Raw genomic sequence first — 15,002 nt, 5'->3', positions numbered from 1 at the left:
CCCTGGCCGCTAAACGCCCAGACCGTCGATGACGAGCGCCTCCAGACGCGAGCGGAGCTCTTCGGGGATGGGAATGGCCTTGCGCGCCTCGAGGTCCAGCGTGATCGCGACCGCCTCGGCCGTCGCCACGCAGGCGCCGCTATCCAGGTCGAACAGCCAGTGACACCAGATGTAAGTCTTGGCCGATACCTGCTTGAGGCCGCTGCGCAGCGTGAGGACGTCGCCGGCACGTGGGGTCTCACGGTAGACAAAGCGATACTCCAGCGCGGCGCCGCCGATGCTGGGTGTGCGCGAACGATCGTCTCCGCGTGTCTGCGCGAGCAGGTTGGGCACCGCGTTCGAAACGGCGCCCATGTAGTGGCGCCGCGCCAGCCGGCCCTGTGCATCACACTGGGCCGGCTGCACCTGTGCCTGGTAGGTGTGTGCCATGCCCAATGCTTCGGCTTCGGCGAGCGTCGGCGCCCGTCGCGGTGGGCTCATGTCGAGGCCGCGAGGGCGTCCGTGCTCGGGATGTTCGGCCTGCCACGACATAGCCTGGCTGCGGGCGCAGGCGGGCAGATCAAGCGTATGGCCCGAGTTGCTATCGACCAGCTCAACGTCGCTGGTGAAGGTCGCCGCGATTTCACCGGATAAACCGTCGACCATTTCCTGGTAGACGCGCAGTTGCTGCGTGGACACCTCGAGTACGCCGGCGCGCAGGAAATAGGGCGAGCCGGACCGTCTTTCCCGCAGAAAGCGCACGTGCAGATTGCGCTCACGCAGGCTGGCATGCCGGCCGCGGGCGTAGCTCGGCCCCATGCCCAGCTGGACCGCGAGCGTGGCGAGCCCGTCGCTGGCTTTTTCGACATAGAACTGTACGTTCATATGCCCCATCTGATCGATTTCCCAGCTCTGGACGCTGTTGCGCGCCACCTCCCGCATCCCGCTCATTCGACACTCCCATGATTGTTCGCGACCGCCAGACAAAGGGGGCCGCGCGGCTTGCATATTACGGCAACCTGCCGCGTCGAGAGTCGAGCCGACGAGCTGATCGGCGCCGGCAGTAGCCGAGCATTGACAGTTTTTGCAGCTCCACATGAAGATCGCGTGGCTCAGGCGCCGGCTGACGACGCTATGGTGCGTAATCGTGGGGAGCGCACCCGCCATCATTCCATCGCGATATAGCACTCGGGACGAAAGCGGGGCGAGCAGATCGCGTAGAACAGCAAGTCAGTGTCGGCGGTATTTTCGATACGCTGTGCAACCCCGGCCGGGATACGAACCACATCGCCGGGGCCGACATCTGCCGCGGGGCGATCGGCCAGCTCGACACGGCCTTTGCCGGTAAGGATGATATAGCGCTCTTGCGTATCGACAAGCCGGTGCCAGGCGGTCGTCACGCCGGGCGCGACCCGGGCACGTGCGATGGAAACCTCTGGATCGGAGGGGTCGTTAGCGATCTCCAGGATCGCACAGCGTTCATCCGTGTCGTATTCGGCGCAGTCCGCCGTGCGGCGTATTTCGATCTTCATGCAATCTGGCTCGACTCACCGCTGTATTGGCGCTTGTTTTACCGCAGATATCACGATAAAACCCCGTACGCGGCGTTAAAACGGTAGAATATGGCGCCGCCGTTCTGGCGCGGCTCTTTACCGGGCGCAACTTCGCGCGCCCCGACCCTGCAGGCAACGCATGTCCTCGCCCTCGGAACTCGAATCCTCCCCCGTCCCGTTCTCGGAACTGGGTCTGTCCGCCGCCGTAATGAAAGCCGTCGAATCGGTCGGCTACGAATCGCCGTCGCCGATTCAGGCTGCAACCATACCGCCGTTGCTGGCCGGGCGCGACGTGCTCGGTCAGGCTCAGACCGGTACCGGCAAGACAGCGGCGTTCGCGTTGCCGATCCTGTCGCGGCTTCATGCCAGTGGCCAGAACAGCAGCAAGGCGCCGCGCGCCCTGGTGCTCGCGCCGACGCGCGAACTCGCCATTCAGGTAGCCGAGGCGTTTCAGAGCTATGCCTCGCACATCAAGGATTTTCACGTCCTGCCGATCTACGGCGGCCAGGGCTATGGCCCGCAGCTGGCGGCGTTGCGTCGTGGCGTGGACGTGGTCGTGGGAACGCCAGGCCGGGTGATGGATCATCTCAAGCGCGGCACGCTGTCGCTCAAGAATCTCGAGTGGATGGTGCTTGACGAAGCCGACGAAATGCTGCGCATGGGCTTCATCGAAGACGTCGAATGGATCTTCGAGAACACGCCGCCACGACGTCAGGTCGCGCTGTTCTCCGCGACCATGCCCGCGGCCATTCGGCGGATCGCCAAGACCCATCTGCGCGATGCCGAAGAAGTCACGATCAAGAACAAGACCTCGACGGCGATAAATATTCGTCAGCGCTACTGGATCGTGGGCGGCGGCATGGGCAAGCTCGACGCGCTTACGCGTCTGCTCGAGGCCGAACCCTTCGACGCCATGCTGGTGTTCGCCCGCACCAAGAAGGCCACCGATGAACTCGCCGAGAAGCTGACCGCTCGCGGCTACGCCTGCGCGGCCCTGAACGGGGATATCCCGCAGCAGCAGCGCGAGCGCACCGTGGCCCGGCTCAAGAACAAGCAGCTGGATATCATCGTGGCCACGGATGTCGCCGCGCGTGGGCTCGACGTCGAGCGCATCAGTCACGTGATCAATTTCGATATTCCGCACGACACCGAGTCCTACGTGCACCGAATTGGTCGCACCGGACGGGCAGGGCGTGCCGGTGATGCCATTCTGTTCGTGACCATGCGCGAGAAGCGGCTGTTCAAGGCCATCGAGCATGCGACCCGTCAGCCCATCGAGCCGATGGACTTGCCCACCGCGGCCGAAGTCAACGAACAACGCATGGTGCGTTTCAAGCAGCGCATCGGCGAGACGATCGAATCGGAATCGCTGGATTATTTCCGGACGCTGGTCGAGGAGTATCGACGGGCCAACGACGTGGAACTCGTGGACATGGCCGCAGCGCTGGCCTTCATGGCGCAGGGCGACGACGCGCCACTGGGTGCGGCCGGCAAGGCTTCGCCCGTGCCGATGCACAGCGACGGCCCCGGATTCGGCACCGCGAACGACAAGCCGCGCTCGAAAAAACCACGCGGCAGTGACAGCGATCTGGAAACATTTCGTATCGAAGTCGGTCATCAACATGGTGTCGAGCCACGCAATATCGTCGGCGCAATCGCCAACGAAGCCGGCGTCGACAGCAAGGATATCGGCCGTATCGACATCCGCGACGACCACAGCATGGTCGATCTGCCCCAGGGCATGCCACCCGAGATATTCTCGCACCTGAAGACAGTCTGGGTGGCGAATCGTCAGCTCGCCATCAGCCGCGTCGAGGGCGCGTTTCCGGCGCCCGCGCCGGGTCGTCGCACCCAGCCGCCAGCGGCGAAGCGCAAGGCTGGCAAAAAACCCAAGGGCGGCAAGAAGAGCGGCAAGCCGAAGAAATAGGTCACGACCTCTGAGCGCCGGGCGTTGCCCGGCGCGGCTTCATGTCTGCGTGCTCGCCGGGCGGGCGAGTTCGACCCGGTCCTTGCCGTTACGCTTGCCGATACGCAACGCTTCGTCCGCACGGGCGATGCATAATTCGACGTCCTCGTCTGCCTGGCGCTCGGCCACGCCAAAGGTCATGGTGATCGCGTGATCGGTTTCGTGTGCGCGAATACGAGCGCCTAGCACAGCCCACCGCGCACGTTCCGCGACCCGCGCCGCCATGACCATATCGGCGCCGGGCAGCATGAGCAGAAACTCCTCGCCGCCCCAACGGGTTACGAGATCGATATCCCGACTGCTCGCACGCAGCACGTCGCACACATCCAGCAACAGCCGGTCGCCCACCTCGTGCCCATAGGTATCGTTGACGCGCTTGAAGTTGTCGATATCCGCGAGAACCAGCGAGTAAAGAGGGTTTTTTCGCGATTCCGCTGTTTGTATTCCGGTCCGGCGAAAGAATTCCCGGCGGTTGGTGAGGCCGGTCAAAGGATCGGTCGCGGCCAGTTCGCGCAAGCGGACCACAACTGCGGTGACATTGGCGCGGTACATATACGAAAGCACACCAATCGTGGCGATCACGATACACATGTTGATATAACGAAACGCCGACAGCACCGGGGTCGATAAGGGGTTCAGCGCGGCCGCATGCTCGAACACGACGTTGAACTGCACGTAGCCAAGCGCCAGCGCGATGACCGACAACAAGCAATGCCGCATCGACAGATTGCTGAGGAACAGCAGTGGCGGCAGGATCAGAAGATAGTAGTGAAACCCGCTGGACCAGCCCAGGAGCAGGGTGGCAACGAGCGAGTGCGTAATCACTTCGCCGCAGGCGATCAGCAGCGTCGCATGATCGAACGCACGATGCATAAGCCCAATACAGAGTCCGTAGAGCAGCACGCTGATGCCATTGGCGTAGACGAGCACCGTGACATCCAGTACGACGAACAGCGCGAACAGGCCGGCGTGTATGCCCAGCGACATATACACCAGGCGCAGAAATACGGCCCGGAAACCGGCCGTGGTCGAGAACAGCAGCGTGCTCTCATGACGCGCGCCGGTTGCAGCCGACCGTCCGGCTACTGCGGTCGACCCGAAGTCACGCCACACGGTCGTCTTGTCGCGCATGGGTCGAGGAGGCAGCGGCGGATCCGTCCATGGTGTCATCAAAGTTATGAAATGAGCTGGCCAAAGAGCTGGACGGCTCGACGGGATTGATCGCAGCCATTAACCCATTAGTCTGTTCAGAGCTTGGAATATCGCGAATCCATGATTCCGCCGATATATTCCTCGATATCGACGATGGAAAGAAGCACGCGCGGAACTTTCCCGTTTCCATGAGTCCCATAGCCGGCTTATCTCACGCTAGGTATTCAATAAACCAGAAATCATCGAACGGCGCCAGTGACCAAAGCTATCGGCCGACCGCGCGTATATCCTTAGTGGCACAAGGTCTATTCGCGCCCCGCTGGCACGTGTCGTGCTTTTGTTCCGTAGAACCGATCGATTATCATGACCGCATCGCTGGAGCCCACGCTGCAGCGTTGTTGTCACGCGATATCGGGAGAGTTCGTCGAGTCCTGTATTCGCCGGCGCCGAAGGAGCAACCGCCCCGGAAACTCTCAGGCCACCGGACCGATATCGCGTCAGATCATCCGAAGAGCAGCCGGCATCGCAAGATGTGGGTCGCACCGAAGGAGCAAACGAGCGTGCCGTTGACGGCGTGTCGTGAATCTCTCAGGTCCAGAAACGGAAGGGGCGTGCCCGCGTGCATCGCGGGGTCATCAACCTTTACGTCAGACACGAGAGACATATGAAACATATTGCAGTGATCGGTGGCGGCATTTCCGGTGTCACCACGGCTTATGCGCTCACCCGGCGCGGATTCGACGTCACCCTGTTCGATCGCAACCGTTATGCCGCCATGGAAACATCGTTCGCCAACGGCGGCCAGCTATCGGCATCGAACGCCGAAGTCTGGAACAACTGGGGCATGGTCGCCAAGGGGCTCAAATGGATGTTCCGTCGCGATGCCCCATTATTGGTCAATCCCAAGCCTTCCTGGCACAAGTTGTCGTGGTTCTTCGAGTTCATGCGCGCTATTCCCCGCTATGAGCAAAACACCACAGACACCGCGCGGCTCGCAATAGAAGCACGACAATATCTGTTTTCCTGGGCCGAAGAAGAGAATATCGACTTCGATCTCAAGCAGAAGGGCATCCTGCATATCTATCGGGACAAGGCGTCGTTTCAGCACGCAGAGAAAGTCACCGCCATGCTCGCCGCGGGCGGCCTCGAGCGTCGCGCCGTGACCGTCGGCGAAATGCGCCAGATCGAGCCGACGCTGGCTGGTGATTACTACGGCGGTTTCTTCACCGAAAGCGATTCCACCGGCGATATTCATAAATACAGCAACGGCCTGGCACGCGCGGCCGAAAAACGCGGTGCCAAACTGCGCTACGAGCACGATGTACAGAAACTGACGGTGGACGAGAACGGCGTGACCGTCACCTCGAGCGCGCCGGAAGGCGACACCGAGCACCGTTTCGATGCCATGGTGATGTGCGCCGGTACGGCCAGTCGCACCATGGCTGCCCAGGTGGGCGATCGTGTCAACGTCTATCCGGTGAAAGGCTATTCGATCACGGTCAATCTCGACGATGAGGCGTCGCAGGCCGCCGCGCCCCAGGTAAGCCTGCTCGACGACGCCACCAAGCTGGTCAGCAGCCGCCTCGGTCAGCGCCTGCGCGTGGCCGGATCTGCCGAGTTCAACGGCTTCAACCGCGATATCCGGGCCGATCGCATCGAACCCCTGACCGAATGGGTGCAGCAGCTGTTTCCGGGCGTGAGCACGCGCAGCGTGGTGCCCTGGGCCGGGCTGCGTCCGATGTTGCCCGACATGATGCCCCGGGTCGGGCCGGGCAATTCACCGCGGGTGTTCTACAACACCGGTCATGGCCATCTCGGCTGGACGCTGTCCGCAGGCACGGCGGACGCGATCGCCACGATCATCCAGGATCGTGTGGGCACAGCCTGATCGGCGGACGAGCAACGCGGCCGCCGCTTCACCTGAGAACAATGAGGCGGCGCCGGCGACCAAGAAACATGCGCAGCGCCGTCGACATCGCAGGCAACTGGCGTTCCGCCGATACCGGCGCCGGCATTGAAACGTCGATATGCCAGCTCGTCTGCGGCTTTCGTTCCAGGCACGCGGAGCGCGAAGCGTACTGCCTACATGCGTGCTTCACTGTCTTTCCAGAGCCACGCGGCGAGCTGCCTGTCCCGGCTGGCGGACGATGTCTTCGTGATCCGGCGCTTGTAGAAATACTCACCGCTGTGCTCGCGCGCTTCATCGGCGTTTGCCAGCCATACGCCGGTGTCGGCGCCTTGTTCGGAGTCGACCAGGAACAGGCCGAACAGACGCTGCAAGGGGCCGGGCAGTTCCTGCCAGATGCCGGTGGCGACGGAGCCGGGATGAAAAGCGTTCACCGTTACTGACGTATCGGCAAGCCGCCGCGCCAGTTCCCGGGTGAACAACAGATTGGCGAGCTTTGCCTGGGCGTAGCCTTCGAGTGATATATGGCGCAGGGACGGATCCTCGAAACTGGCCTGGCGGATACGGCCAATCCGGTGCGCATAGGAACTGGTGACGACAATGCGGCCGGCGTCGGCGGCGCACACGGCATCCAGCAGACGTTGCGTAAGACGAAAATGCCCGAAATGCATGACCCCGATCATGGCTTCGAGACCGTTGTCGAGCCGCCGCGCGCCGTGGGTGTAGAGCCCGGCGTTGAGAATCAGCACGTCGATCACCGGCATGCGCTGCAACAGATCGTCGGCAAATCGATCGATCGCTTCGAAATTCGACAGATCCAGCGCCATCGCTTCGACCTGCGCGGCCGAGTCGGCGCGCCGGATCTCGTCGGCGGCCCGTTCCGAGTTGGCCAGATTGCTGGAAGCGATGACCACGCGATCACCGTTGGCTGCGAGGGCGCGGGCCATTTCCTTGCCGATACCGCTGTTGCCACCGGTGATGAGTATATTTCGCGTCACGTCTGCCTCGTCTGGTTCTGGATGATCGCCGGTTGCCCCGGGCGGTGCGATTGATACTACCCGATGCTTGCGACTTGTCGTGGTGAAAGCCCGACGATAGAGCCCGCCTAGTTGTGGCGCGTGGTCGACCCGAGCACGATCGCAGTGGCTCACTCCGGGCGACCGGTGCAGGGCGGTTTCCTAGGTCGCGGTTTTGTTCGCAGCCATCCTGTCCGATAAGCTTGCGCGCCTGCGTGATATCGCGCGTACCCATCCAGCCACAGCGTTCGAGGGCAGATCGTGACAATTCTTCTGGGACTGGCCCGCGCCATCGATGCGTTCTCGACCGCGTTGGGCAAGCTGATGTGGTGGCTGGCCGCGGCAATGGTGCTCATCGGCGCCTATAACGTGATCACGCGTTATCTCGGCCATTACCTGGGGGTACAACTCAGCGCCAACGTGTATCTGGAAATGCAGACCTACGCGTTCGATCTGATCTTTCTGCTCGGTGCGGCCTATGTGCTCTCGGTCGACGGTCATGTGCGCGTGGACATCGTCTACAGCCGACTGAGTGCCAGAGCGCGTGCATGGATCGATATCTTCGGCACCTTCGCTTTCCTGATGCCATTCTGCGTTTTCGGGCTGTATTTCTGCTACGGCTACGTGGAGCGCTCCTGGTCCTATCTCGAGCAAAGCCCGAACCCCGGCGGGCTGCCACGCTATCCGATCAAGGCCATGATGCTGGCGGCATTCGCTATGCTGATCCTGCAGGGCATCAGTCAGGTGATCAAGAACATCGCGTTTCTACGCGGCGTGCCGGGTTACGGCGAGGTGGCCGAGTCCGAACCCGCCACCGAACAGACCGACGGACTTTAGCCATGCCGACAGCTGACCTGTCCCTGGACCTCTCTGCCGCCGGAGGGCGTCGCTAGTGGATTATCTTTCCCTGTGGATGTTCGCCGTGGCCATCAGCCTGTTGCTGATCGGCTATCCGGTGGCCTTCACCCTCGGCGGCACGGCCGTGCTGTTCACGCTCATCGGCAGCGACATGGTCACTCATTTCGGGTTGACGCTGCCCTGGGAGCCGGTCTTTCGCATGGCCCGGTTGAATATCCTGCCGGGACGCATATTCGGCAACATCATGGACAACTACCAGCTGGTGGCGGTCCCGTTCTTCGTCTTCATGGGCGTGATGCTGGAGAAGTCCAAGCTCGCCGAAGACCTGCTGGAAACCATGGGCGTGCTGTTCGGACGCATGCGCGGCGGCCTGGCCATCTCGGTTGTGGCCGTGGGTACGCTGCTGGCGGCGTCGACCGGCGTGGTCGGCGCCTCGGTGGTCACCATGGGCGTGCTGGCGCTGCCGGTGATGCTCAAATACAACTACGACAAGGGACTGGCCTGCGGCGTGGTGGCGGCGTCGGGCACGCTCGGCCAGATCGTGCCGCCCAGTATCGTGCTGATCATCCTCGGCGATCAGATGGGCGTATCGGTCGGTGATCTGTTCCTCGGCGCGCTCGTGCCCGGCGTGATGCTGGCGCTGCTGTATGTGCTGTGGGTCGTGGTGGTGGCGGTGCGTCACCCCGAGCGTGCGCCCGCCTTGCCGGAATCGGCGCGCCAGATCCATGGCCGGCGACTGGTGTTGCGCGTGCTGGCGATGATGCTGCCGCCGCTGGCGTTGATCCTCGTGGTACTGGGAACGATCTTCGCCGGCATCGCCACCCCGACCGAAGCCGGTGCCATGGGCGCGCTTGGCGCCACGCTGCTGGCGGCGGTCAACAAACGGCTGACCTGGGTGAACCTGCGCGCCGTGATGGATCAGACCGTCAGGCTCACCGGCATGGTGTTCGTCATTCTCATCGGCGCCACCGCGTTCACGATGGTCTTTTCGTCCCTGGGTGGTCCGCAGCTGGTCGACGCGGTGCTGATCGATCTGCCCGGCGGCACGATCGGTTTTCTGTTCTTCACGATGCTCGTGATCTTCTTGCTCGGTTTCTTCATCGACTTCATCGAGATCAGCTTCATCGTGGTTCCGGTGGTGACGCCGATCGCGATCAAGCTGGGTATCGACCCGCTGTGGTTCGCGGTATTGATCGCGGTCAATCTGCAGGCGTCGTTCCTGACCCCGCCGTTCGGCTTCGCCCTGTTCTATCTCAAGGGCGTGGCGCCACCCGGAATCCGCACCGGCGATATCTACCGCGGTGTGGTGCCGTTCATCGGAATCCAGTTGTTCGCACTGATTCTGCTGTGGGTGTTCCCGCAGCTGGTGCTGTGGCTGCCGGAGTTGAGCAACGCCGTGAAGTAGGGCGTGTAGCCGCGTGGCGCGACCCCGCGCTGTAGCCCAGAATTGAGCTAGACAAGGCAGGTGACGACGACCTTGGTCATTCCAGGGTCAAGCCGTGCAACGCCGCATACGGCGTTGCACGGGTATCAAACCGGCGCTTACTTCAGATCGCCGTTGATATAACGCAGATAGTTGTAGCTGCTGACGTCGGTCCAGGAGCGCACGTCGTCGCGAAAGCCGGTCCACTGCTTGTGAATCTTGGCGTATATCGCATTCTTCTCGACGTGTTCCTGCTGGATTTCGTTGTTGTACTTGTTCAGCAGATCCAGCACATCGGAGGGGAAGGTGCGCACCTCGGCGCCGCCCGCGATCAGACGCTTGAGTGCCGGCCCGTTCTTGGCCGTGTACTGGGCGAACATGCGGTCGTTGGCCGCGTGCGCGACCACCGGAATCATCTCGCGGATATCCTTGGGCAGATCCTTGAAGATATCGTTGTTCAGATACAGCCCGAGGGTGGGGCCGGGCTCGGCCCAGCTGGGCATGTAGTAGTACTTCGCCGCTTTCTGAAGCTGCAGGATCTCGTCGTCGTAGGGGCTGACCCAGTCGGCCGCATCGATCACGCCGCGGTCGAGGGCGAAATATACCTGGCCGCCCGGCAGATTCTGGATATTGACGCCGGCGCGACCCATGATCTGGCCGCCCACGCCTGGAAACCGCATCTTCAGGCCCTTGAGGTCCTCGGGGCTGTTGATTTCCTTGTTGAACCAGCCGCCGGTCTGGCCGCCGGTGTTGCCTGCCGTAAAGGCGATCAGATTGCTGGGCGCGTTGAGCTCGTTCCACAGATCCTCACCGCCGCCGGCGAGCAGCCAGCCGTTCTGCTGGTTGCCGGTCAGGCCGAACGGCATGGTGGTGAAGAACGCGTGCGCCGGGTCCTTGCCGATATAGTAGTAGGACGCGGTATGGCCCATGGCGAAAGCGCCGCTGGAGACACTGTCGAACACCTCGAGCCCGCCGACCTGAGCGCCGGCCGGAAAGACTTCGACTTCGACATCGCCGTCGGTTGCGGCTTCGATGGAGCGACCGATGTATTGGGCCGTGCCGAACAATGTGTCCAGTGAGGTGGGCCAGGAAGTCACCATGTCGAGCTTGAATTTCTTGTTGCGCGCGATGGTGAGCGGCGAGAAAACGGTACTGGCGGCCGCAACCGCGCCGGCGGCGCCGGTAATGAATTGACGGCGTTTCATGATAGGCAGTGTCCTCTGATCGGCAAACGACACCCGCGTGGCGAGCATCTGTGATTTTATTTTTAAAAGAGCGGGCAGCGACCGTGCCCGGCCCCATAGCGTTGCCGTACTCGCGGGCAGGGTCAAGTCGACTTTCGATCGATAGACCTTTGAGGTGAATCGATTGCGCGGCTCGCCGCCTGCGCCATAATCCTTTTCACGCTCTTGATCGAGGCCGTCGGCCCACGTCCGCGAACGTTGCGTGCCGGCGTCAGGCAATAACCCACTGATGCGCGGATTCGCGCTGGTTGAACCCGAACGCCTTGATCTCGATGCCGGGGATAAACCGCCCGGCCATGGAGACCGCGCTGCTGATCGCATCGATATCGGTGACGACGGCTTCCTTTTCGAAACGGTTCCAGTGTTTGACCGCCGTCTTGATGTCCTCGAACAACGCCTGCGGAGAGACACTGCCGATCGACTTGATCTCGACGTAGATACGGAGTTTGTCGTGCCGCGATAGTTTTTCCTCGACTGCGGCAAGCACGTTCTCGAAATCCGTAGCCGCAACTTCGCCGTCGAGTTCGAGCGCGACGACGTGATCCGCGTCGGCGGTGAATTCAATGGTCTTGAGCATGGTGTGGACACCCGATGGGAAAATGAAAAACGATTCGAGGCCTGTATGGCCCCGCCGCCACACGAGACTCAGCCCACCGGACTGTCCAGGTCCGGCGGGCTGAGGGTATGGGCTTTGGTGTCGGTCCTAATACTCCTCGTCCATCAACTTGTCTAGCATGATCGGCAGATCACGCACGCGCTTGCCGGTGGCATGGTGGATGGCGTTTGCCACCGCGGCCTGCATGCCGGTCAAGCCGATCTCGCCGATGCCCTTGGCGCCGAACTCGTTGAGTTCGTAGTCGGGATGATCGAGCAGGATGACGTCGATGTCGGGCATGTCGGCGTTCACCGGCACCAGATACTCGGCATAGTTGTTGTTGACCGGACGGGCGTTGCGCTCGTCGTACTCCGTGGTTTCGAACAACGCCGAACCCAACCCCATGACAATGGCGCCCTCGACCTGATTGCGCGCCGCCTTGGCGTTGATGATCTGACCGGCATCGATTGCGCTAACCACCCGCGTGACAGCCAGATGTGCGATATCGGGCTCCCAGGTCACTTCGACGAAGTGCACGCCGAACGCGCCGAACGAATAGCCGCTATCCGGCGCGCCTTCGGTGTGCGCTTCGCCCATGGCGCTGACCAGCCCCTGCGCCTCGAGCACGTCGACGATCGAAACCGACTTGCCGTCGCCATTCTTGACCGTGCCGTTCTCGTAGACCAGATCCTTGGGCTTGGTGCCGACCAGGGGGCCGCCGGGATCGGCGGCGTATTCCTTGAGCTTCGCGATCGCCGCGCGTGCCGCCCCGGCCACGGCGGGCAGCAGCGTGGCAGTCGCCCAGGAACCGCCGGAAAGCGGACCGTGCGGGAACGTCGAATCACCGATTTCGACCTTGATCCGGTCGACCGGCAGACCGAGCTCGTGGCTGGCGATCTGGGCAAGAATCGTATAGGTGCCCGTGCCGATATCCTGACTGGCACAGTGAATGGAGGCCGTGCCGTCGCTACGCAGCGCCACCCGTGCATCACAGGGCATGCGCATCGCATCCCAGTTGCAGGCCGCCATGCCCCAGCCGACCATCTTGTCGCCGTCGCGCATCGAGCCGACTTCCGGGGTGCGCTTGTCCCAGCCGAAGGCTTCGGATGCGCGATCGTAGGCCTCCAGCAGATGGTTACTGGAATAGGGCAGGTCGGCGCCCTGGTCATGGGCGGTGAAGTTTTTGCGTCGGAGCTCGAGCGGGTCCATGCCCAGCTCCTGGGCGAGCTCATCCATGGCGGATTCGAGCGCAAACAGGCCCACGCCGGCGCCGGGCGCGCGCATCGCGGTCGGCGTACCCCGATTGGTGACCGCAGTGGCATGGCTGATACGCAGATTCGCGCAGTCGTACAAGCCTTCCGTGGAACCGCCACAGGCCTCGACGACGGTACCCACCGGCGAGCTGCTGTTGACCGTCTCGTGGCGAATCGACTGTAGCTTGCCGTCGTCGTCGGCCGCCAGACGCACATGCTGACGGGTTTCCGGGCGATGACCGACGGTGGTGAACATCTGTGCGCGCGGAAGCACGAACTGCACCGGACGGCCGAGTTCACGCGCGGCGGCGCAGGTCGCCACGCAGTGCGGCCATACCCACAGCTTGCCGCCGAAGCCCGAGCCGATGAAATCGGCATGGACTTCCAGCTGGCTCGGGTCCAGATCGAACACCTTGGACAGTGTATTGCGGGTGAAGATCACGCCCTGGGTCGACTCGTGGACAATGAGCCGCCCACTAACCCACTGGGCGACGGTGGCATGGGTTTCCATCGGGTTATGCGTTTCCACCGGCGTCGTATAGACCGCGTCTATCCGATGCGCAGCCGACTCGAACGCGCCTTCCGGGTCGCCGCGCTCACTGTCGTTCGCGTGGGTACTACCGTTGGCCTCGATACCCTGGGCAAGATTGGCGGCCGCGGCGCGGGCGTCGTAATCGACCTTTACCTTGTAGGCGGCCGCACGCGCATGTTCGAACGTATCCGCAACCACCAGGGCCACGAACTGGCCGGCATAGTGAACGGTGTTGTCCTCGAACGGAATGCGCTTTTCGTCGACCACGTTCTCTTCCGGAAACTTGCCCGGCGAGCGATGCAGTTTCGGAAAGTTGTCGTGGTGAAAGATCTCGATCACGCCGGGGCATTTCATCGCCTGCGCGGTATCGATCGACACGATCGTACCGCTGGAGATGGTGCTGTAGACGCCGTAGGCGTAGGTCATCCCTTCGGGATGGAAATCCGCGGCGTAGCGGGCCCGGCCGGTCAGTTTGTCCGGTCCTTCGATGCGCGGCAGTTCCGCGCCGATGATGCTCTGACTCATGCCGTGTCTCCTTGGGCCCGGGCCGTGGCGTCGCTGAGCGCGCGTACGATGGCCTTGCGGGCCAGCGGTATCTTGAAGGCGTTGTGTTTGTAGGGCGTAGCCCCCTGCATGGCGATGCCGGCCGCGGTCTTGAAACTCTCACGCGTGGCGGGCTGGCCCACCAACGCCCGCTCGGCTTCGCTACAACGCCAGGGTTTGGTACCGACGCCGCCCAGCGCGATGCGTGCGTTCGCGACCTTGTCGCCGTCCAGCGATACGATCGCGGCACAGGAGGCGAGCGCAAACTGATACGAAGAGCGATCGCGGAGCTTGATATAGGTCGAACCGGCGCCTTCGATCGGCGCGTCCAGCGTGACGTGGGTGATCAATTCGCTGTCCTTGAGATCGTGTTCGATATGCGGGGTATCACCGGGCATCTTGTGGAAATCGAGAAAATCGATCTCACGATCGCCGTCCGGGCCGGAAACCTGCACGGTGGCACCGATCGCTGCCATGGCGACGCACATGTCCGACGGATGCACGGCAATACAGGATTCACTGGTGCCGAGCACCGCGAACACCTCGCGATTGTGCCCGCCGATCGCCGCGCAGCCGCTGCCGGGCTCACGCTTGTTGCAGTCGGACACGCCATCTCGGAAATAACCACAGCGAACGCGCTGCATGACGTTGCCACCCGTGGTCGCACGGTTGCGCAGCTGGCGCGATGCACCCTGGAGCAGTGCCTCGGACAGCACGGCGTAGTCATTTTGTACGCGTTCATCGTAGGCGAGTGCCGTATTGCGCACGGTCGCCCCGATCTTCAGGCGCTGGTCGTCGAGTGCTTCGATCTCGGCCAGGGGCAGGCGATTGACGTCGACCACACGCTCGGGCTGCATGATGTCGAGCTTGACCAGATCGATGAGCGTCGTGCCACCGGCCAGATAGGACGCCGGCTGGCCCGCATGGGCGCTGACGGCGTTGGCCTGACTGTCGGCACGCGTATAGGTGAATTGTCGCATCG

General features: G+C 62.6%; 12 protein-coding genes and 1 riboswitch. Of the genes, 4 read left to right on the top strand and 8 right to left on the bottom strand.

Features of this window, described 5'->3' with window-relative positions; all coding sequences use genetic code 11:
* Positions 1-9 precede the first annotated feature (9 nt).
* On the bottom strand, positions 10-930 hold the full coding sequence (locus ACFOSU_RS10945; protein ID WP_380689510.1) for a thioesterase family protein: 921 nt from the start codon (positions 928-930) through the stop codon (positions 10-12).
* A gap of 215 nt (positions 931-1,145) precedes the next feature.
* Positions 1,146-1,511, bottom strand: a complete 366-nt coding sequence (locus ACFOSU_RS10940; protein ID WP_380689508.1) for a cupin domain-containing protein — start codon at positions 1,509-1,511, stop codon at positions 1,146-1,148.
* Positions 1,512-1,671: 160 nt separating this feature from the next.
* Here ACFOSU_RS10940 and ACFOSU_RS10935 point away from each other — a divergent pair, with 160 nt between their 5' ends.
* A complete protein-coding gene (locus tag ACFOSU_RS10935; protein ID WP_380689507.1) occupies positions 1,672-3,459 on the top strand; it encodes a DEAD/DEAH box helicase in 1,788 nt (595 codons plus the stop codon).
* A 39-nt stretch (positions 3,460-3,498) separates the two neighbouring features.
* Here the strand turns inward: ACFOSU_RS10935 and ACFOSU_RS10930 are convergent, their stop codons facing one another.
* The gene (locus tag ACFOSU_RS10930; RefSeq protein WP_380689505.1) at positions 3,499-4,629 is read right to left on the bottom strand and encodes a GGDEF domain-containing protein; all 1,131 of its coding nucleotides are present in this window, start codon (positions 4,627-4,629) and stop codon (positions 3,499-3,501) included.
* Between the two features lie 423 nt (positions 4,630-5,052).
* Positions 5,053-5,149, top strand: a riboswitch (glycine riboswitch).
* Between the two features lie 165 nt (positions 5,150-5,314).
* Between ACFOSU_RS10930 and ACFOSU_RS10925 the strand changes: the two genes are divergently transcribed.
* A complete protein-coding gene (locus ACFOSU_RS10925; RefSeq protein WP_380689503.1) occupies positions 5,315-6,538 on the top strand; it encodes a D-amino acid dehydrogenase in 1,224 nt (407 codons plus the stop codon).
* A gap of 194 nt (positions 6,539-6,732) precedes the next feature.
* Here the strand turns inward: ACFOSU_RS10925 and ACFOSU_RS10920 are convergent, their stop codons facing one another.
* Positions 6,733-7,554: an SDR family NAD(P)-dependent oxidoreductase gene (locus tag ACFOSU_RS10920; RefSeq protein ID WP_380689501.1), complete on the bottom strand. Its 822-nt coding sequence runs from the start codon at positions 7,552-7,554 to the stop codon at positions 6,733-6,735.
* 279 nt (positions 7,555-7,833) lie between these two features.
* Between ACFOSU_RS10920 and ACFOSU_RS10915 the strand changes: the two genes are divergently transcribed.
* On the top strand, positions 7,834-8,409 hold the full coding sequence (locus ACFOSU_RS10915) for a TRAP transporter small permease subunit (RefSeq protein ID WP_380689499.1): 576 nt from the start codon (positions 7,834-7,836) through the stop codon (positions 8,407-8,409).
* Positions 8,410-8,485: 76 nt separating this feature from the next.
* Positions 8,486-9,835: a TRAP transporter large permease gene (locus ACFOSU_RS10910; protein ID WP_380690018.1), complete on the top strand. Its 1,350-nt coding sequence runs from the start codon at positions 8,486-8,488 to the stop codon at positions 9,833-9,835.
* Between the two features lie 137 nt (positions 9,836-9,972).
* Here the strand turns inward: ACFOSU_RS10910 and ACFOSU_RS10905 are convergent, their stop codons facing one another.
* From ACFOSU_RS10905 to ACFOSU_RS10890, 4 genes are all read right to left on the bottom strand, one after another.
* Positions 9,973-11,058, bottom strand: coding sequence for a TRAP transporter substrate-binding protein (locus ACFOSU_RS10905; protein WP_380689497.1), 1,086 nt, complete (start codon positions 11,056-11,058; stop codon positions 9,973-9,975).
* 250 nt (positions 11,059-11,308) lie between these two features.
* A complete protein-coding gene (locus ACFOSU_RS10900) occupies positions 11,309-11,674 on the bottom strand; it encodes a SpoIIAA family protein (RefSeq protein ID WP_380689495.1) in 366 nt (121 codons plus the stop codon).
* Between the two features lie 126 nt (positions 11,675-11,800).
* Positions 11,801-14,002, bottom strand: a complete 2,202-nt coding sequence (locus ACFOSU_RS10895; RefSeq protein WP_380689493.1) for a xanthine dehydrogenase family protein molybdopterin-binding subunit — start codon at positions 14,000-14,002, stop codon at positions 11,801-11,803.
* Positions 13,999-15,000: an FAD binding domain-containing protein gene (locus tag ACFOSU_RS10890; RefSeq protein WP_380689491.1), complete on the bottom strand. Its 1,002-nt coding sequence runs from the start codon at positions 14,998-15,000 to the stop codon at positions 13,999-14,001. The genes ACFOSU_RS10895 and ACFOSU_RS10890 overlap by 4 nt, the downstream gene beginning before the upstream one ends.
* Between the last annotated feature and the right edge of the window lie 2 nt (positions 15,001-15,002).

It is taken from the genome of Salinisphaera aquimarina (assembly GCF_042643355.1).
Taxonomy (GTDB): Bacteria; Pseudomonadota; Gammaproteobacteria; order Nevskiales; family Salinisphaeraceae; genus Salinisphaera; species Salinisphaera aquimarina.
Note: the sequence above shows the minus strand (reverse complement) of the source record. Positions and strands in the feature narration are given on the sequence as shown.

Excerpts from the sequence above, each read along its gene's own strand:
- ACFOSU_RS10930 (WP_380689505.1), bottom strand. The coding sequence starts at position 4,629 with ATGCGCGACAAGACGACCGTGTGGCGTGACTTCGGGTCGACCGCAGTA.
- ACFOSU_RS10945 (WP_380689510.1), bottom strand. The coding sequence starts at position 930 with ATGAGCGGGATGCGGGAGGTGGCGCGCAACAGCGTCCAGAGCTGGGAA.
- ACFOSU_RS10890 (WP_380689491.1), bottom strand. The coding sequence starts at position 15,000 with ATGCGACAATTCACCTATACGCGTGCCGACAGTCAGGCCAACGCCGTC.
- ACFOSU_RS10925 (WP_380689503.1), top strand. The coding sequence starts at position 5,315 with ATGAAACATATTGCAGTGATCGGTGGCGGCATTTCCGGTGTCACCACG.
- ACFOSU_RS10910 (WP_380690018.1), top strand. The coding sequence starts at position 8,486 with ATGTTCGCCGTGGCCATCAGCCTGTTGCTGATCGGCTATCCGGTGGCC.
- ACFOSU_RS10935 (WP_380689507.1), top strand. The coding sequence starts at position 1,672 with ATGTCCTCGCCCTCGGAACTCGAATCCTCCCCCGTCCCGTTCTCGGAA.
- ACFOSU_RS10900 (WP_380689495.1), bottom strand. The coding sequence starts at position 11,674 with ATGCTCAAGACCATTGAATTCACCGCCGACGCGGATCACGTCGTCGCG.
- ACFOSU_RS10895 (WP_380689493.1), bottom strand. The coding sequence starts at position 14,002 with ATGAGTCAGAGCATCATCGGCGCGGAACTGCCGCGCATCGAAGGACCG.
- ACFOSU_RS10940 (WP_380689508.1), bottom strand. The coding sequence starts at position 1,511 with ATGAAGATCGAAATACGCCGCACGGCGGACTGCGCCGAATACGACACG.
- ACFOSU_RS10905 (WP_380689497.1), bottom strand. The coding sequence starts at position 11,058 with ATGAAACGCCGTCAATTCATTACCGGCGCCGCCGGCGCGGTTGCGGCC.